Here is a 16432-nt window from a genome sequence, read left to right as displayed (position 1 = left end):
GCTGAACCAATCGCTGGCAAAGCTTTGCGCCAAAGGCTTGCAATGCCTTGTCGCAACGAATTGCAAGCTGCTCTTCCATTCCAGCGGCAATGGGACGGAAACGGCGCTTACCTTTCAGACACTCGAGGCGATCACTTCTTCAGCTCTCGCGGGGTACCGGAGGAGCGCTTTTCAGGGGGCGAGCCGTCTTCGGAAAAGCATTCCGGATAATTTTGCGGATGGAGCCTCGATCCAGCGCCTGCTGAGTCCGGCGACGGCCAGCACTGTCGCGAGATAAGCGATGGTGACGGCGAGAGACGCAACGTCTCCGCCGAGCGTGATCACCTTCAGCGGCGAGCCGTCGAATCCCGCGACGAATGTCGTCAGATCCCTATGCGTCGCCTTTGCGATGAATTGAACGGGACGATCGATCAAATTGGCGATGATGAAGGCGTGCCAGAGATAGATCGAATATGACGAGCGTCCGAGCCAATCGAACAGGGGACGGCTCATCCAGGCGGAAATCAGGCCTTGTTCCGACGCAAAAACATAGACTGCCACGGAGAACACCAGCGGAGCCGCAAAGGAGGCCGCTCCATGCCCGGCCGTGGCGACGAAGACAATGACGACCGCGAGAACGGATAATTCCGCCGACGAGCCGAATTTCGGCGTCGCGGCGCACCACGCCCGGTAAGTGAAATATCCCGCGAGGAAGCCGGAAAGGCACCGAAGCAAACCCAAGTTAAAAGAAACGTCGATGTCCCGGGAGAGAGAGACGAGCGCCGCATAGCTCGCGGCGAGCAGCGCCGCCAGCACAAAGGCGGTGGTGCGCATTTCCGAGAAAATGGCAAAGCGTCTCGCCGCCAGGCCAGAGAGAGACAAAGTCCCCGCAAAGATCAGATAGGTCCAGAATTCCGAGCTGATGCTCCAGCTCGGACCGTTCCAGGTCAGGCGATCGTTGATCCCCAGCGCCTGCAGCAGCAAAATATTCGAGGGAAGCCGGGTCGCCGCCGTCGCTCCCGAGAAGGGCGGATCGGCGAAGGTCACGAGGCCCTGCGCCTGTATGAGGCTTCTCGCTCCTTCGACGGCGAGGAAAGCGATCAAGACCACGATATGCAGAGGCCAAACCCGCCAAAACCGCCGCAATGCGAAGTCGGCAAAGACTCGGCCTGTGGCCAGCCGTTCAGCATAGCCGTGGGTGATGACAAAACCGCTGAGAACAAAGAAGAAATCGACGAAGAGCCAGGAGTTGCGGACAAAGCCGGCGGAATAGACCGGGGAGAGGATGTCCAGATGAAACAGCGCGACGCAAAGGGCGCAAACTCCTCGCCAACCATCGAGCACACGAAACCGCATAAAAAAATCCTCGCTTCGATAAAATCAGAGGTGACGCCCCGGCCGATGGTGAAAAAGGCGGGAACGGGCTCAGCTAGTGCACGACACCGACAAAGGATTCAAAGACGCACCACAATGTGCGAGTCCGTGCTCATGACCCAGACTGTCAGCATCATGGGGGGTTCGCTGCGGGCGGTGCAGCGCCTCTGGGAAAAGCATCGCCTCCAGCCGCATCGCATCCGAACATTCAAGCGGTCGACCGATCCACAATTTGCCGAGAAGGTCGAGAATGTCGTCGGCCTCTACATGGACCCGCCGGCTCACGCCGTCGTGGTCTCCATCGACGAGAAGAGCCAGATCCAGGCGCTCGACCGCACACAGCCCGGGCTGCCGCTCAAACCCGGAAAATGCGGGACCATGACCCACGATTACAAGAGAAACGGCACGACCACCCTGTTCGCCGCGCTCGATATCCTGCACGGAACCGTCATCGGTCGTTGCATGAAGCAGCATCGGCATCAGGAGTTCATCCGCTTTCTCTCCGCGGTCGAGCGTGCCGTGCCGGCGGGCAAGGTCATCCACGCCATCCTCGACAACTACGCGACCCACAAGCATCCCGCGGTCATGAAGTGGCTCGCCGATCACCCACGCTGGACCTTCCACTTCACGCCGACCTCAGCCTCGTGGTTGAACGCCGTCGAGGGGTTTTTCTCGACGATCACGCGCCGTAAAATCCGTCGCGGCGTGTTCAAATCCGTGCCCGAGCTCGAAGCCGAGATCGCCCGCTATATCCGGCAGCACAACAAATCCGCCGAGCCTTTCATCTGGACGAAGCCTGCAAAGTGCACTAGTCACATCTAATAAGATCGATTGTTTCCCACGAAGACATTGCCGATCTGGGTGTCGTACTGGTTTCCGTAGTCGGTGCTACCCGACACGCGTGCAACAGTGCCGGTGCTGTCGTTGTACACGACAGACACGATCGCACCTCCCGTCGCACCCTGAATTTGGTTGCTCGAAATGACAATCTGCCCGGCTCCGCTTTGAGCACTGTAGCCAATGCCGATCGGACTATTCAAAACCAAATTGCCATTGACATTAAGATCGTGGGTCGATGCATTATGGCCTGGGTTGATCCCAATTCCTGCGGCTCCATCAACGAGGTTGCCCGAAATGACGGCGGCGCCTTCCGCATAAATGCCGTAGGCGATGCTGACAGTCGGAACATATCCCGGATCATTTATCGTCTGATGAATGATGTTGGTCACACGGTTGCCCGTGATGGTGACGCTCTTTGCGGTGCCTTGACCACCGGCTCCCGAATTGGCGACCGCGATTCCATTGCCCGCCGTATCGATAATGTTCCCCGAGACGACAGCGCCGTTCAGGTCGATCCCCGCGGTTGGCGCTTCGATGAATATCGCCATCTCCCGGGAACCATAGCAGTTATTGCCTTGAATAACGAAATCTCCGCCGCCATTGCATCGGATCGCGGAATATTGACACCCGCTGATGGTGTTTGCCGTTATTGTGACAGCGACCGCGCGGAAGACGAGAATGCCATTCCCATTTTGACCCGTGCCACTTCCGCTTTGAATGCCATTGATATTATTCTCGGATACGATGCTGCCGTTGCCCGTGACGGTCGATGTCCAAATCAATATACCGTTATTGGCACAATTCTGGACCGTGTTGCCATTGATACGTGAAACGGCATCTACTGTCCAAACACCGTAGCTGCATTGATAGACGAGGTTATCTCGTATCGTGCAAGCTGAACCAGAGACATATACGCCACAAGCCACCGAATTATAGAACTGATTGTTGGTTATTTCGATATATGGCGCGTTGGTGACAGAGAGAAGCGCCGAGGAATCGCTTAAATTAGTGAAACTAACGTTGTTTCCGTTGAAGTTGATGCCATCAATTTTACAGCAAAATATGCCACTAATATTCAAAAGATTGTTTCCAGACGTGAGCTGCAACACAACCGTGCCCGGAATTGCATAAACGGCCAGGGTTTGTCCCCCTCCAGTGCTGGAGTTCACGAGAATTTCTGTTGTTGCATAGACGCCTGGTTTAATGAACAATGGAAGGCCACCGCTTCGAGCTTGGTCAAATGCAGCTTGAACATTGGCCACGGTGGACCATCCGGCGCCCGGAGACGATGCCGCATTCTGAAGGATGACCGCAGTGTCGGACGTTTTCGTATAGAGAGTCACAGCTCAAATCTCCAAGGCAAGTAGATGAAATTACTTATAAATCGCGCAGCAAGAATCCATTTAACTGCACTTAAATGCGCGATTACGACTTCCTCCTTGACGGAATAGCCGCGACGCAGCTTAAGGGGGAATCATTGATATTTCTAGTCTCCTCCGCGTATCGTACTCGAAGACGAGGTCGTCGATACGCTGTCTCGGCTAGGATTCGCCGAAGGCGTTTTGGCGACTCGCGTAATCCAACTCCGCATAGGCCGTTCGAAGTAGCGGTAGGAAAGCAAGGACAGTACGATCGTAATCCCGAAACTTGCAAAGGCGAAGGCGAAGGTCCACGGCGTCTCGATTAGATGCAGACGCCGCGCCGCTACCAGAAGCGGCACACTCACAAGAACGTGCGACATATAGAGCGCGTAAGAACTCTCCCCGAGAACGAGGAGAACTCGGTTCTTCATTACAGAGGGGACCTTGCCTGCATCAGCAAGAGCAGCGAAAACGATGAGCGAGCAGAAAACCGGCAAGACCAATTCACGCCGAACGTCGAGTGACAGCACGACCAGCGCACTCGCAGCCAGCGCGTGGACAGTCCACCAGGATGGCTTGCCGCGTAACTGGCCATTGCATATCGCCTCGGCGGTCGCGGCGCCGGCAAAGAAGCTGGGGAGGGCGCGCAACATTCCAAACTGATACGTCAAGTCCATCCAATCCTGTGCGCCGAGTGCATTGTGAACTACAATCATGGCGGCCACCATCAGCAGGGTGCAAAGCATGCTAAACGAGAGACTGACACGGCGAACGATAGCGAAGACGGCGGGCGCCAGCAGGTAGACAAACCACTCCGCGCTTATCGACCACGAGGGCACATTAAAACTCGGATGGTCGAGGAACCCCCAGGCTTGCACGAGGAGCAGATTCGCCGGCAGGCCAGAAAGCGCCAATATCTCCGGGTGATTGGGCTGAACGTGCAGAAGATGCGCAATGGCGATGAGCAACAGATAGCAAGCCAAAATCAGGACGTGCAACGGATAGATGCGCGCCCACCGGGCCCGTAGAAACTCCCCGTATTCCCGAGCAGATCCCAGACGGCTCCGATAACCCTGCACCATGACGAAGCCGCTGAGCATGAAAAAAAAATCGACCATGCAACTGAGATTTGCGACAATGGTAAACCGCGTCGCCAACCCCAACTGAAAGTCAATATTATAATGAAATAGGACGACGCCGCTCGCAGCTAAAAAACGATAGCTGTCCAGCACAACATACCTGGCCGAATTATTTGTGGACTGCATGGATGGCGCTCATCAGCTGGTCAAGCGAGTGAGGATATAGAGCCCGTCTTTGGTGGGTACGTCTGCCCCCTGAATCTAGAAATAGGTGAATCGTGAGGCCTTCACATCTCGCCTCAATAGCCTTTCAGAATGGCGAACGGCGCCTGCTCGGTTCCCCAGTGTTTCAATCCCGGCTCGACAGCGACGCAAACCCGTACGCGGCCTTTGTGCTCACCACAGCTCCCGAATTCGATCTTCAATCCCTGATCCCGCATTTTTTGCGCAGTCATCTTCATGCCGTCGATCTCGCCCTGCCGATCGGCCTTTTCCAGCGCCAGATTCGCCAGCTCCGCCCGTTGCCAAGAGAGCGCCGCCCACAGGCCGAACCCGATCAGCGCCAGGGCGCTGACCACGCCTGCCAAGATGACGGCGAACGCGCGATCGGAAAATTTCGCCGCCTGCTTGTCGAGAATGATTGCAGCGCGGCGCGCGTCCTCGATCTGCTGCGTGAAGCCTTCCACCAGCGGCGCGAACGCGATCCCCGCCGCCTTGCCGACTTTGGCGCCCGCCTGGGAAAGGCTCTCCCGCACCTGCTCGCGCACGGCCTCGGCTCCGGCCTGTTCGGCCCGCGCTCCGATCTGCTCCGCCTCGGCGCGGAGCTGTTTCAGAACCAGCTCCGCATGGAGGATCAGCCGCGCGATGGCCTCGGCGTGCCGCGCTTGCTGGGCCAGCCCCTTGTCGAGAGCGGCCTGCGCTTGTTCGGCGTGCACGAGCAGCCCGCCGAGCTCCTCCATGATTTTGCCGTCGCCAGATTCCGCCGCCATTTCTCAAATCTCCTCGATCAAAAGCCACTCTCGAAAATCACCACCCCGGCCCGGGACCGCGAAACCGCTGCCGCGCCGCCTGCTCGCGGTCGACCTCTTCCTGCCGCTGCTGTTCCTGCTGCCGCTCCGCTTCGGCGCGCTGGCGCTCGGCCTCCTCGGCTCGCCGCGCCTCCGCCTGCTGGAAGGCCTCGCGGGCCTTCGCGGCGCCCTGCGATTTGTAGAAGGCGAGCTTCGCCTCTTGAATGAGCGCCTGTCGACGCGCTCCTGCCGCAGCGGCGTCATCCTCTGGATGCGCACCCGCCGGCCCCGCCGGCGTTATCTCGCCGTCTCGCCCCTGCGCCTGACTGTCGCGGCGCGTCTCGTCCGGGCCGTCCTCTCTCGCGACCTCCACACGCTCGCCGCCGGCCTCCGGCGCGCGCCCTTGGACGTCGCGCGAAACCTCTATGTCGCTGCGCACGCCGAATTCCGCCGCGATCCCGCGCCGCTCGGCGTAATCGAGCGTCGTCTCCTTCGCCCCGGAGCGCGACAGCCGAGCCGACAGCTCGCGGAGATCCGCGAACTGGTCGCGCCCGACATAGAGCCGCGCCTCCTCCCGATGCCGCGTCATCGCCACATAGGAGAGATGCCTGTCCATCCCCTCCGACGCCAGCACATAGGCGCGGTCGACCGTCACCCCTTGGGATTTGTGGATCGTCGTCGCATAGCCGTGATCGATCGCCGCATAGTCGGCCAGCAAGACGGCTACCTCCCGCCCCCGGCCCGGCCCCTCCGCATAGTCGAGCCGCGCCGAGAGCCGCCCCTCCGAGACCTCCGACACGACGCCGAGCATTCCGTTCTTCACGCCGAGGTCGCGATTGTTCTCCAGAAAGATGACGCGGTCGCCCGCCGCGAACGCCCGCTCCCCATCATTGGTCATGAACCGCCGCTCGCCGGCGTCCTCTCCCTGTCCCAGCTCGCCCGCTGCCTGGCGCGCCCCACGGATCGCGGCGTTCAGCTCACGGACATCGGCGCGCCGATGCGCCAGCACCAGGCGGCTGCCCTCCCGACGCTCCCGCATGTCGCGCCCGACGTCCCGCACGATCGCGTCGATCGCCTCGTCCCGCGTCTCCGAGAACCGCACGGCGCCGCGATCGGCATAGGCGGCGAGCCCGTCCTCCGTGCGATGCCGCGCGAATTCCTGCGACGCCTGCCGCTGCCATCCCTCTGCCTGCCGGCGCACCTGCGCGAGTTCCGCGAAGCCGACGCGCTCGGCGACGGCCCGGAACGCCGCCCCGGCCTGGATCGGCTGCAATTGCTCCGGATCGCCGACGAGCACGATCTTGGCGCCCACCTTCTCGGCCGCGCCGATGAACGACGCCAATTGCCGCGACGACACCATGCCGGCCTCGTCGATGACGAAGACGTCGCCCCTGCCTAGTTCTCCCCGCCCGGCGCTCCATCCGGCTTCCCAGGACGCGAGCGTCCGCGAAGCGATCCCCGACGATTGCTCGAGGCCCTCGGCCGCCTTGCCCGACAGCGCCGCCCCATGGACGGAATAGCCGGCGCGCTCCCATGCGTCGCGCGCGGCGGACAGCATCGTCGACTTGCCCGCCCCGGCGAGCCCGACCACGACGGAAATCCCCTCCCCGCCGGCGAGGCAGCGAACCGCCTCCTGCTGCTCCTCGGACAGGAAGGGCCGCACGGCCAGCGACGCCTCGACATGGCGCCTCGCGACGCCATGTTCTCGCGTCTCGCTCAGCCGCACGGCCGACAGGACCATGCCGCGCTCGATCTCCACCATCTCGCGCGTCGAATAGCGCGCGGCCTCGATGATGCGTCCGTCTGGCCCGCGCCGCTCGCCTTGCAGCTCGATCAGCGCCGGGCTCGCCATCACACTGGCGAAGGCTGCTTGAAAAGTCTCCGAGCCATCGATCGCGCGATGCAGCGCCCGCGCGACATCGCGCCGGTCGAACACGCTCTTCTCGCCGGTGATGACCGAGAGAACCTGCTCCGGCTTCTCACGGATCAATTCGGCGTTGCGGCGCGCCGTCTCGCTGTCGACCCGCGCGCGCGCCACCGCTTGGCCGCTCCGTTCCATCTGCGTCGCGTGAACGCCTAGGTGATCGCTCGGCTCGATTTCCAGACCGCGCTCCATATGCGACCGATGATCGATCCGAATCTCCAGACCGGCGCGCGCCAGATGCTCATTGGCCATTTGCTCCCAGCTCTGGCGAATGTCTCGCAGCTGAGCCTGCGAGCTGGGAATGTCGCGCGCGAGGAGCCATTTGTTCTCCCGCTCGATCGCCGTCTTTTCGCCGAGCCCATCGGCCGTCACCGCCCGCGTCGTCATCATCAGATGCGCATGATGATTACGAATATCGCTCGCCTGCTGCGGCGAATGGATCGCGAAATCGACCGCGGCCCCATATCGATCGGCCAATCCGCGCGCGAATTCCCGGCAAAGCTCTTCGCGCTGAGCGGCGGTCAATTCATGCGGCAGCGCGATCTCGAATTCCCGCGCTACGCGGGCGTCGACGCGCTTCTCGGCCGCTTCGGCGGCGTTCCACAAGGCCGAACGGTCGAGCGCCCATTCCGCGCCGGAGCCGAGAGGAATGACGATCTCGCTGTGCTCGACGCCGTCGCGCCGCGTGAAGTCATGCGTGAGGCCGTCGCGTTCATTGGTGAGACATTCGCCAGATCGATAGGCCGATGCAGCCACGGCGCTACGGCCGGACGCACGGCCGACAGGCTTCATGGAAAGGTGATAGATCGCCAATGAGATATGCTCGAAATCAGATGCCGAATTTTAGGCAGCATAGCTGCGCCAGAGTTGCGAAGCAACTCGTAAGTGCGCCCTTGAACAATCTTCCGCTACGCTCCTATCGTTCAAGGTGTCCATCCTGTGGCAAGATATCCGCGAGCATTGTAAGATCAGAGCGTGACACCGAAATCCTTGAAATGGATCGCGCCAACGTCGCACTCATGAAAGCGCTTGGCCGTTGCTTTTCGTACGGCTATGATTCGAGCTTCACGAATTGATCGTCTCGAAGGAATTTCCCATGGCGCGTAAGACCATTGCCGAACGCATCGCCCGGCTCGACGCCCGCAAGAAAGCCCTGCAAGCTCGTCAAGGAAAGCAGGAACGCGCCGACGACACACGTCGCAAGGTTCTGCTCGGCGCTCTCGTTCTGCATCGGCTGGAGAACAGCGGCGCTCAGGAGTTCTCGAAGCGCCTCGGCGACTGGCTGCGCCGCGAGCTGCCGGGATTCCTCACGCGCGATTCCGACAAAGTGCTGTTCACCGAGTTGCTCGGGCAGACGGAAGAGAAGGTTACGGCGCCGCCGCTGCAAGAGACCGAAGCCAGCAGCGCGTCGGCTTCGCTCGGGGCGACGACATATGCTGAAGATACGACTCTCGCCGCCAAGGTATCGATCGCCTGAACTCGGCGTGACCAACGGCGTCCCATATAGAATCCGCTATTCGACGAGCCGATTTTTCAAATCGAGAGGAGTCGATCATGCAACCCGACGCCACGGTCGTAGTCGCCAGACAAAACCTCATTTGGTTTTCCGCCGCCGGCCTTTTCATGGTTGCAATGATGGTCCTGACCATCGTGACGATCAGCTATATGGTTCCCGTTGCCATTCCAGACGCAGGACAGGAGCAACGACAAATTTGCGATCGTGTTTTCAAAGATTTCATGGCGACTGAAAACCTCGTCGACCTCGAACGCGCCAAATTCATCATAGACAGATTGAACTGCTCCGTGGCGCGCCGATTGAAGCGGCAGGAGGGTGAGTGAGCCGCGCCAGCGGAAAATACCAGTTCAGTCGCCGGGTGCGAAGAACGGATCATTGAAACTGCGCCAGAGGATGCTCTCGTGAGCCAGCCGATTTTTGTAATGGCCTAGTGGACTAGCCGCTGTTCGGTCCAGAGGACGATGAAATCGCCGATCTCGTTCTCGAGCTCGCGGACAAGGGGCTCCGCCTGGCCGAAATCGAATGCCGGATGAAGCAGAATCTTCGGGCCTGGCTCGACGAGATCGAAGCTGCAGGGACAACGGCTCCCCTTCCAAGCCCATAGAGCGAAGGCCCGTCTCGAGGCGCTCCTCGATTTGAGCAAGCGCTTCTTTGTCGGTGAGGCGGCCTTCGTCGCCCCGACATTGTTCGTGCGTTATTTCTGGATGTTTTCATGAATGCGCTTTTGCGTGTCGGCGGCCGTTGGCATGAACCGAAATATGCGCCCGCCGAGAGCGCCTTCATAAGCGCGTCCTCGACGAAACAAGCTGAACTGAACGACGGTGTTCGGGACCGCTACTTTCAGAACTCTCTCGTCGACAGCGAGAACTTCGACTTCGAAAGTTTCGCCAGGTCGATCCACATCGACCAGAATTATGTATCTTTCCACGGCGTCTTCTCCAAAATGCTTCAGAAAGGTCCATCCGATTTTCGGCCATCGTCATCGATGGTCAGCGGGCGATGGCGCTCGATTTCCAGTTGGAAGCCGTCAATTCGAACCTGTCGCCGAAAGGCGCCGTACTGCTCCGCGGCGTGGAGCTCGGCCAACCGCGCGAGAGCGACGGCGTCGGGAATGATCACCGGGCGATAGGCGGTAATAGTCGCGGCGAAAATTCGCAGGGGAAGCGCAGGGATGGACGCGCCGTCGTTTCCGACGATTACGGCCCTGCCGGCGATTGGTGGTCGGCTTCCATGAGCCGGGGATGTCCAGAGCCCCGTGACCGGCTCCGTCGTCCTTCGGCTGTCGCAATAGGCGACATGGGCGTCGTCGAGATGGACCTGTTCCATGTCGACGCACCCGATCAACCGGCGGAGAGTGCGGTGAAAATGCGTCGGATCGAGTTCGACAGCTAGGATCGTCGCGGCGGCGGGATCGATCAGATAGCCTGATAGGGTCGGGCGTGCAGAAGGCATTGCGCAATCTTTTCTAAAAAACAGGTTCGTCTGAAATCTTCCGGCGGGAGGCCGACGCCTCCCTTGGCCGGATCAGCCGGCGTTCAGCGCGCACCCAGAATAGTCGATTTTGGACTAGTCTGAAAACGACTTTATTTCCAGTCCGGTCTTTCATAACCGGAGCAGCCCGGGATGGGCCGCTCGGTCCACAGCAAGCCCTACAAGGATTTTCTGGCGTTGATGATCGCCGCGCGCGAGCGCGCCGGTCTCACCCAGGAAGGACTCGCCGAACGCATCGGCCGGACACAATCTTTCGTCTCGAAATACGAGCGCGGCGAACGTCGTCTCGACGTGGTCGAATTTGCTGAATTTGTAAAAGCGATGGATCTCGATCCGAGCGCCGTTTTTGCTCAATTTCTGCAGCAGGCTTTCGACGACGCGCCGTGATAACGGCAAGCAACGGTTGCCGTTCGGAGGATTGAGCTCCTCCCTCTGTTCGTTTTACCGAACCTCGCCGCGCCACTTTCACCGAAAAGCCTCTTCGCGGCGGAGCCGCGTAAAGCTTATGTCCGCAGCGAGACGCTGTTTGGCGTCTCGAGGAGGGCATTTTTGGAAAGTCGACCGCGTGAAACGCGGTCTCTGAGTAAGGTTCTGAAAGAACCTTTATCCGTGGCCCCTGCTTTTTTGCACCCTCCCCTCTCGGCCGGACCGCTGCGCGCACGCTCACTTCGTTTGGCGCTCCGCTCGATCCATGTCTTCCACTCCCGCGACACCACGCGCACCACATTGGCGAGGTTCGGCCGCTTGTCGCGCCGGCGCTCCTCGATTGTCACGAGCCCTTCGCGCGCGGCCGTCCGCAAGGCGTTCCTGGCCGTGGTGACGCACACCCCGGCCCGCGCGGCGATCTCTCCCAGAGTCAGAAAACAGGCGCCACGCTCGCGCGTCGCATCGGCGACGATGCGCAGGGCGGCGAGTTCCCCCGTCGTGAACCTGCTTGCGAGTCGAGGAGGCATCGGACCGGACGCCGCGAGGGTTCGGCGCCGCTCGATCGACGGACGCCGATCGGGCGAGCGCACCGCCTTTCGCTTGGGTGGGAAGTGGCTCGGTCGCCCCTCCCCCTTCGCCAGCGCGGCGACCTGTGGCGCCCGGTTGGCCACGGTGTCGATTCCACGCACCTCTCGCTTGCGGGCCTCCAGCGCCTCCGCCAACGCGCTCGCCTGCTCGTCGGTGAGCCGCCCTTCCCCCCAATCGGCCCAAATGGCGCGGGCGAATCCGTCGAGAGCGGAAAGAGATTTCGTGCCGCTGATCGCGGTCAAAAATTCCAACGAAGTCATAGGCCCTTCTCCAGGGCCGCGAAAACCTCCCGATCAGCAAAGTTCATGTCTGGCGTCTAGGCGCACGTCTCCATCGCCGGATGAGCAAGGCTCGCCGGTTGAAAACATAGCTCCGCCGTTCGCAAAACCTCTCGGCTTTGCGTTGACACGAAACTCGGGCTGTGGGAGATTTGCCGGGCAATCTCGGCGGCTCCCACAGTCGTCATCAACGGCCAGGTGTTACCAGCACCGGGCCGTTTTGCTTTTCAGGGGTCAAGCGCGGCTCGCGCGTTCCTCTGCACGGAACACGCTGGAAATGGCGTGCTCCATGGCCTCACGACGTGTTTTGAATTGGCCCCGCGCGATTGCTGCATCCATCGCCACGCGGGTGCTCTCGTGGACGAATACGGTCGTCTCGTAGAATCCCGCTTCCTGCATCCGCTTTCGGGATGCGGCCTTGGATACAGCTTTGATTTTTCGAAGGTCCAACTCGATTCACCTCGTTCGACTAGTCGAGACTGTCTGAGTCGAGAGCTTTGAGCAAGAGGCAATGCCTCTTTATGTGACAGTTTAGCGTTTGCGCTCCCCCGTCTTCGAAACCTCCGCCAGATCGAGGAGCCTCTCGATACCCTCCCAGTATGGAAGGCGCTCCTGATCGCAAAACCTAATAAATCTATTGTAGACCGGGATAGGGCATTTGACGTTCAACTGCGCCCCGGCCCCGACCTCTCGGCGCCGACGCACGAGTTTGGTTTCATCCGCTTCCCTGCTGTGAAAACCGAGTTGATCGGCGGCCTTGTCCAACGCCGCCAGAGGCGGCTCTGCCCCCTTTTCCCCCTCAGGCTTGATCTCTGCAATTTTGGCGGCAACACGATTTGCTGTCGCAAACCCAAAAGGATCGCTCATCACGCAGCCTCCTTCGCGTTCGTGGCGACGGAAACGAGTTCCAATGCCAGTTTCATTGCGTTTTCACGCGCCGCTTCGAGGCCATTGACTGCGGCCGGGTCCAATTCGTCGAGGGTCAGTTTGTCCACGAACATCGCCTTATAGGCAGATCGTTCATGAAGATGTGTCGCCAGGGTGGGAATGGATGCCGTTTCGAGAGAAGCGACAATTTTTCTGTCGATCCGGCTCTGGATTGCCGCACTGGTCCGAGTAAAGACGAGCCGGAATGGAATTTTCCGTTCAATAAGCTCTTCTTCTTCCCGGATAAGGCCGACCGCTCGACTTGCCTGTCGGGCGTCAACAGCGCTTCCTTGTAAGGGGATTAGCACAAGAGATGCCCGCGCAATGGCCCGGGAAACGAGCCTGCTGGCTGTTCCCTCCAAATCGACAATCACGAATTGTCTGGTTTTCGCTTCTTCCTGAATTACCGAAATGACGGTGCTCTCGGTCACGTCGCCGATAACACGAACTTTTGAGGCGGATGGTCCTGTCTTCCAGTCCACGATCGGGCGATTTGGATCGCAATCGATAAGCGTGACGCTCGCGCCTTGTGACGCCAGGGCTGTTCCAAGAACGAGGGAAAGCGTGCTTTTTCCGGCTCCCCCTTTGGGGTTTGCGACGACGACGACAGGCATCTGAACCTCCTTCGAGCCAACTCTGGATGACATGGAACGAAGCTATGAATAGACCGTAAAGCTACCATTAGCTACCATAGGGTAGCTACCATACTATCGACAAACGGCAGCGACCTCTGCGACGTGAATTGGCGGCTTGGAACCAAAACCGCAGATTCTCCTGGACTCCTATGCGGCCACACTAAATACTCACACATCTCAGACTTAGAAGATATGGTGGAAAAAATGAGGGCAGCGCAGCCGGAAGTCATCGACGGCAAGGCCGTCCAGAGCCTCGTCGAGGCACACGCCATTCGCGGCGCCGTCGTCCTCGGCCAGCCTGGCGGGTGGGCCGTTCTCGTGCGCTACGGCGCCCTGGAACGCGCCGTTGCCGCGCAGCGCGCCCGTACCCCGCGCCTCTGGCGCAATCTCGCCACGGCGGCCGCCTTCGTGCGTGACGAGCTGGGCGTCGCCCGCTTCGAGGTCGATACACAGGCGCATGCGCCCGACGCCGGCGCCCGGCGGCGTCCCGATCAAGCCGCGCGGATGAAGCACAAGCACGAAGCCGCTGAGCACGACGCATGGTTCCGCGCCGAGGTCGAAAAATCTCTGGCGCGCGCCGACAGTGGCGAAGCCGAATGGATTCCCCACGGAACCGTCATGGCAAAGCTCGACGCGCGGATCACTCGCCTCGACAAGAAAACTGACGCTTGAGCTTTCAAGGAGAGCGCGCCATGGAACGTTGTGTCTTCTGGAACTCCTGCGAGCTTATGCATCCTTTCCCTATTGTTGCCTACCGCGAAGGAGAGAACACGGCGCACGTCCGATATGGAGGGCATGAGGCTACGCTCCCTGCACAATTCCAAAGGGAGCGCGACCTTCGATACAACGGCAGTTCGCCGCAAATGATCGACCTAGGGAAGAGTCGCGTTTCGATCGATGGTTTCGCCGCACGCTTCCCCAAGGGGCGTCGTGTCTGGAATGCTCGCCTCGATTTTATTCGTGCGGACGACGAAACGGAATGGTCTTTTCGGGAGGTCTATTTATTCAAAGGCCCGGTGTCAGGAGCGCCGCCGCAGATCATCGGTTTTCTCAAAGATCGCCCGGCGAAGGACCGAGCAATTTCTGGTACCGACAAGACGATTTTGCTCCGCTATCGCGCTCGGGCTGGATTGCCGGATGGCCCTGTGAACGCCGCCGATTTTGAAACATCGAAAGCATGGGCGTTTGCCGAATCCCTATGGGCCGATGAGACGAAAAAACCCTTCGAAACAGCAAAAATCGTCGGCCTCAGTGTGTCGTTCCTTTTGCGGAAATTGGGAACGCCCACCTGTTTTGCTGGCGGTGACGAAAGAGCCAGCGCTTGAGCATTCCGGTTCTCTGGCAGAAAGAGGCAGCCGCGGATCTCGATCGCATCCTCGACTATATCGAGCTGGAAAGCCCGCAAGGTGCGTTGGCGATGGCGCGCGCCGTCAGGGAGGGTGCCGACGTGCTTTTGAGCGAATATTCCAAGATCGGGCGGCGTGGGCGCGTCGCCGGCACGCGAGAGCTGGTTATCCCCCGAACGCCATTCGTCATTGTTTATCGGCTGCGCCGACAGCCCGAGCGCGTCGAGATTCTGCGGCTGCTGCATGGCGCGCAGAAGTGGCCGAAATGAAAATGAGCGCAGGTAGGCCGCGTTTTTGTGAATTTCACAAATTTTCGAAAAAGCGCTGAGGGCACACAAGGAAGCATATCGGGACACAGGTGAACTAGGCAGCTCGCCTGCGCGCGACCCTCCTCGCAGCTCCGCTTACATTCATGCGCATGCGCACGACTTGAACGCTCGCGCCGTAGTGATCCGAAGCGGCATCGATCTCCATTTGCTTTTCGGCGATGTGGAGAGCGGCCTCGTCGGATACGAGAAGCGCCGGTCCGAGCCAATTAGCTTCTTCTTCAAGCTCGTCATCATAGTGGCGGGAGCCATCCACATTAATGGGAGGCTTCGGTGGGTGCATCAACAACCCATGCGCGAGCTCATGGGCGATATCGGCAGCCTGTCGCTTTCTAGGGTGGGCGTCGTTGTAAATGATCAGCGGTTCGCGGCCATAGAACAACGTAATGGCGGAAAATTCTCTCTGACCCGGTGCCGACCGCAGCCATGCGACAGCTTTGGGAGCGGCCTGCTGATAATGAGCCAGCGTGACGAGAGGAATTTCGAGATGGCCTGCCAGCTTCCAAGGGCACAACGGATCGTGCGGAGCCAAATGTAGCTCCAACCTCATCTCACGTGCGTACCAATTAGCCTCGGTTTTAAATCCGCGACGCATGCAAAGGCTCTCTTCATTTGGTGCGAAACTGCTGATAGGCGGTCTTAATCAGTGTTTCGAGGGCCTGTGCGCCCTCTTTTGAGAGATTAGGATCGGCGCGCAGATGTGCCGATATTTGCGCAAGTGGCTCCGCTTGGGTCTTTTTGCCAGCCTCAACCCGTATGAAATCTCCAGCATTTAGTCCGGACCAGGCGCAAAGGCCGGACAGGCTGTCTACATCTGGCTTCCGGCCCTGCGACATACGGGTAAGAGTTGACGCTGGCACCCCTGCCTGCTCGGCGACCTTCTTCCATGTCAGTCTCCGCGCGATCCTCTCCGCGTCGATCGCCGAGAAGAACGCATCCCCGTCGAATTTTTTTTCTGTGGCCATCCGTGATTGCTTTCTTGCAATTTAACGCCGGTGTAGCAATATCACCGTCGATTGCGATATAGCAATCGCTCACCGCCCCCGCAAGCAGGGCTCCTCACGGAGTATTGAAAATGGCGAATGGCAAGGGCTCAGGTGGCCACTATCGGAGTGCGATCAGTGGTCGGTACATCACAGCGAAGCATGGGAAGGGATCGTGCCCCAGAGCGTGGTGTAGCTGGATCGAGGCGGACACCGGGATTTCCGGCTTTGGCCGGAATGTTCAGGCGGTCACGGCGGACAGCTTGACGATCGGATCATCGCTCAAAGGCGCGATCGTGGCCAGCGTCATGTAGCGACCGCGCTGCACGGCCCATTCATCGTTCGTCTCGAG

18 protein-coding genes and 1 pseudogene are annotated in these 16432 nt (G+C 59.9%); 7 read left to right on the top strand and 12 right to left on the bottom strand.

Features of this window, described 5'->3' with window-relative positions:
- Nucleotides 1-171: 171 nt before the first annotated feature.
- Entirely contained in the window at nt 172-1335 is a 1164-nt protein-coding gene (locus FMZ75_RS19460; RefSeq protein ID WP_166145577.1) for an acyltransferase, read from the bottom strand.
- Nucleotides 1336-1488: 153 nt separating this feature from the next.
- Between FMZ75_RS19460 and FMZ75_RS19455 the strand changes: the two are divergent.
- Nucleotides 1489-2175, top strand: a pseudogene (locus FMZ75_RS19455) (IS630 family transposase); the annotation flags it as partial.
- Here the strand turns inward: FMZ75_RS19455 and FMZ75_RS19450 are convergent.
- From FMZ75_RS19450 to traA, 4 genes are all read right to left on the bottom strand, one after another.
- Nucleotides 2172-3536, bottom strand: a complete 1365-nt coding sequence (locus FMZ75_RS19450; protein WP_166145574.1) for a TIGR03808 family TAT-translocated repetitive protein — start codon at nt 3534-3536, stop codon at nt 2172-2174. The pseudogene FMZ75_RS19455 and the gene FMZ75_RS19450 sit on opposite strands and share 4 nt — an antisense overlap.
- 143 nt (nt 3537-3679) lie before the next feature.
- Nucleotides 3680-4819 (bottom strand): acyltransferase, encoded by a 1140-nt coding sequence (locus tag FMZ75_RS19445; RefSeq protein WP_166145571.1) that lies wholly within the window; start codon nt 4817-4819, stop codon nt 3680-3682.
- A 113-nt stretch (nt 4820-4932) separates the two neighbouring features.
- On the bottom strand, nt 4933-5592 hold the full coding sequence (locus tag FMZ75_RS19440; RefSeq protein ID WP_166145568.1) for a hypothetical protein: 660 nt from the start codon (nt 5590-5592) through the stop codon (nt 4933-4935).
- Nucleotides 5593-5659: 67 nt separating this feature from the next.
- Nucleotides 5660-8377 carry a Ti-type conjugative transfer relaxase TraA gene (gene traA / locus FMZ75_RS19435; protein ID WP_166145565.1) on the bottom strand — a complete coding sequence of 906 codons (2718 nt, stop codon included), beginning with the start codon at nt 8375-8377 and terminating at the stop codon, nt 5660-5662.
- 283 nt (nt 8378-8660) lie between these two features.
- Here traA and FMZ75_RS19430 point away from each other — a divergent pair, with 283 nt between their 5' ends.
- Together FMZ75_RS19430 and FMZ75_RS19425 are read left to right on the top strand one after the other, a co-directional pair.
- On the top strand, nt 8661-9041 hold the full coding sequence (locus FMZ75_RS19430; RefSeq protein WP_166145562.1) for a mobilization protein: 381 nt from the start codon (nt 8661-8663) through the stop codon (nt 9039-9041).
- A 77-nt stretch (nt 9042-9118) separates the two neighbouring features.
- The gene (locus FMZ75_RS19425; RefSeq protein WP_166145559.1) at nt 9119-9403 is read left to right on the top strand and encodes a hypothetical protein; all 285 of its coding nucleotides are present in this window, start codon (nt 9119-9121) and stop codon (nt 9401-9403) included.
- 625 nt (nt 9404-10028) lie between these two features.
- On the opposite strand, the gene FMZ75_RS19420 is transcribed toward FMZ75_RS19425, so the two are convergent.
- Nucleotides 10029-10532 (bottom strand): hypothetical protein, encoded by a 504-nt coding sequence (locus FMZ75_RS19420; protein WP_166145556.1) that lies wholly within the window; start codon nt 10530-10532, stop codon nt 10029-10031.
- A 219-nt stretch (nt 10533-10751) separates the two neighbouring features.
- On the opposite strand from FMZ75_RS19420, the gene FMZ75_RS19415 reads away from it, so the two are divergent.
- On the top strand, nt 10752-10958 hold the full coding sequence (locus tag FMZ75_RS19415; RefSeq protein WP_246729118.1) for a helix-turn-helix domain-containing protein: 207 nt from the start codon (nt 10752-10754) through the stop codon (nt 10956-10958).
- 116 nt (nt 10959-11074) lie between these two features.
- On the opposite strand, the gene FMZ75_RS19410 is transcribed toward FMZ75_RS19415, so the two are convergent.
- The 4 genes from FMZ75_RS19410 to FMZ75_RS19395 form a co-directional block, all read right to left on the bottom strand.
- Nucleotides 11075-11827 (bottom strand): hypothetical protein, encoded by a 753-nt coding sequence (locus FMZ75_RS19410; RefSeq protein ID WP_207783535.1) that lies wholly within the window; start codon nt 11825-11827, stop codon nt 11075-11077.
- Between the two features lie 270 nt (nt 11828-12097).
- Entirely contained in the window at nt 12098-12313 is a 216-nt protein-coding gene (locus FMZ75_RS19405) for a hypothetical protein (RefSeq protein WP_166145547.1), read from the bottom strand.
- Between the two features lie 81 nt (nt 12314-12394).
- Entirely contained in the window at nt 12395-12730 is a 336-nt protein-coding gene (locus FMZ75_RS19400; protein WP_166145544.1) for a hypothetical protein, read from the bottom strand.
- Nucleotides 12730-13404: a ParA family protein gene (locus FMZ75_RS19395; RefSeq protein WP_166145541.1), complete on the bottom strand. Its 675-nt coding sequence runs from the start codon at nt 13402-13404 to the stop codon at nt 12730-12732. The genes FMZ75_RS19400 and FMZ75_RS19395 overlap by 1 nt, the downstream gene beginning before the upstream one ends.
- A gap of 213 nt (nt 13405-13617) precedes the next feature.
- Between FMZ75_RS19395 and FMZ75_RS19390 the strand changes: the two genes are divergently transcribed.
- From FMZ75_RS19390 to FMZ75_RS19380, 3 genes are read left to right on the top strand one after another with little or no spacing between them, the layout of a single operon-like run.
- Nucleotides 13618-14097, top strand: coding sequence for a hypothetical protein (locus FMZ75_RS19390; protein ID WP_207783534.1), 480 nt, complete (start codon nt 13618-13620; stop codon nt 14095-14097).
- Nucleotides 14098-14117: 20 nt separating this feature from the next.
- A complete protein-coding gene (locus tag FMZ75_RS19385; RefSeq protein WP_166145538.1) occupies nt 14118-14750 on the top strand; it encodes a hypothetical protein in 633 nt (210 codons plus the stop codon).
- Nucleotides 14747-15040, top strand: coding sequence for a type II toxin-antitoxin system RelE/ParE family toxin (locus FMZ75_RS19380; RefSeq protein WP_207783533.1), 294 nt, complete (start codon nt 14747-14749; stop codon nt 15038-15040). Before FMZ75_RS19385 ends, FMZ75_RS19380 begins: the two co-directional genes overlap by 4 nt.
- 94 nt (nt 15041-15134) lie before the next feature.
- Here FMZ75_RS19380 and FMZ75_RS19375 read toward each other — a convergent pair whose 3' ends face one another.
- Both FMZ75_RS19375 and FMZ75_RS19370 read right to left on the bottom strand, forming a co-directional pair.
- On the bottom strand, nt 15135-15629 hold the full coding sequence (locus tag FMZ75_RS19375; RefSeq protein WP_246729117.1) for an ImmA/IrrE family metallo-endopeptidase: 495 nt from the start codon (nt 15627-15629) through the stop codon (nt 15135-15137).
- Between the two features lie 76 nt (nt 15630-15705).
- A complete protein-coding gene (locus FMZ75_RS19370; RefSeq protein WP_166145532.1) occupies nt 15706-16062 on the bottom strand; it encodes a helix-turn-helix domain-containing protein in 357 nt (118 codons plus the stop codon).
- Between the last annotated feature and the right edge of the window lie 370 nt (nt 16063-16432).

Source organism: Methylosinus sp. RM1, assembly GCF_011378635.1.
GTDB classification, from domain to species: domain Bacteria; phylum Pseudomonadota; class Alphaproteobacteria; order Rhizobiales; family Beijerinckiaceae; genus Methylosinus; species Methylosinus sporium.
This window is presented reverse-complemented; position numbering and strand designations above follow the sequence as displayed.

Bases quoted from the DNA above. Each gene is read 5' to 3' on its own strand.
- FMZ75_RS19425 (WP_166145559.1), top strand. From the start codon at position 9,119: ATGCAACCCGACGCCACGGTCGTAGTCGCCAGACAAAACCTCATTTGG.
- FMZ75_RS19430 (WP_166145562.1), top strand. From the start codon at position 8,661: ATGGCGCGTAAGACCATTGCCGAACGCATCGCCCGGCTCGACGCCCGC.
- FMZ75_RS19370 (WP_166145532.1), bottom strand. From the start codon at position 16,062: ATGGCCACAGAAAAAAAATTCGACGGGGATGCGTTCTTCTCGGCGATC.
- FMZ75_RS19440 (WP_166145568.1), bottom strand. From the start codon at position 5,592: ATGGAGGAGCTCGGCGGGCTGCTCGTGCACGCCGAACAAGCGCAGGCC.
- FMZ75_RS19385 (WP_166145538.1), top strand. From the start codon at position 14,118: ATGGAACGTTGTGTCTTCTGGAACTCCTGCGAGCTTATGCATCCTTTC.
- FMZ75_RS19420 (WP_166145556.1), bottom strand. From the start codon at position 10,532: ATGCCTTCTGCACGCCCGACCCTATCAGGCTATCTGATCGATCCCGCC.
- FMZ75_RS19445 (WP_166145571.1), bottom strand. From the start codon at position 4,819: ATGCAGTCCACAAATAATTCGGCCAGGTATGTTGTGCTGGACAGCTAT.
- FMZ75_RS19390 (WP_207783534.1), top strand. From the start codon at position 13,618: ATGGTGGAAAAAATGAGGGCAGCGCAGCCGGAAGTCATCGACGGCAAG.
- FMZ75_RS19460 (WP_166145577.1), bottom strand. From the start codon at position 1,335: ATGCGGTTTCGTGTGCTCGATGGTTGGCGAGGAGTTTGCGCCCTTTGC.
- FMZ75_RS19415 (WP_246729118.1), top strand. From the start codon at position 10,752: ATGATCGCCGCGCGCGAGCGCGCCGGTCTCACCCAGGAAGGACTCGCC.
- FMZ75_RS19400 (WP_166145544.1), bottom strand. From the start codon at position 12,730: ATGAGCGATCCTTTTGGGTTTGCGACAGCAAATCGTGTTGCCGCCAAA.
- FMZ75_RS19395 (WP_166145541.1), bottom strand. From the start codon at position 13,404: ATGCCTGTCGTCGTCGTCGCAAACCCCAAAGGGGGAGCCGGAAAAAGC.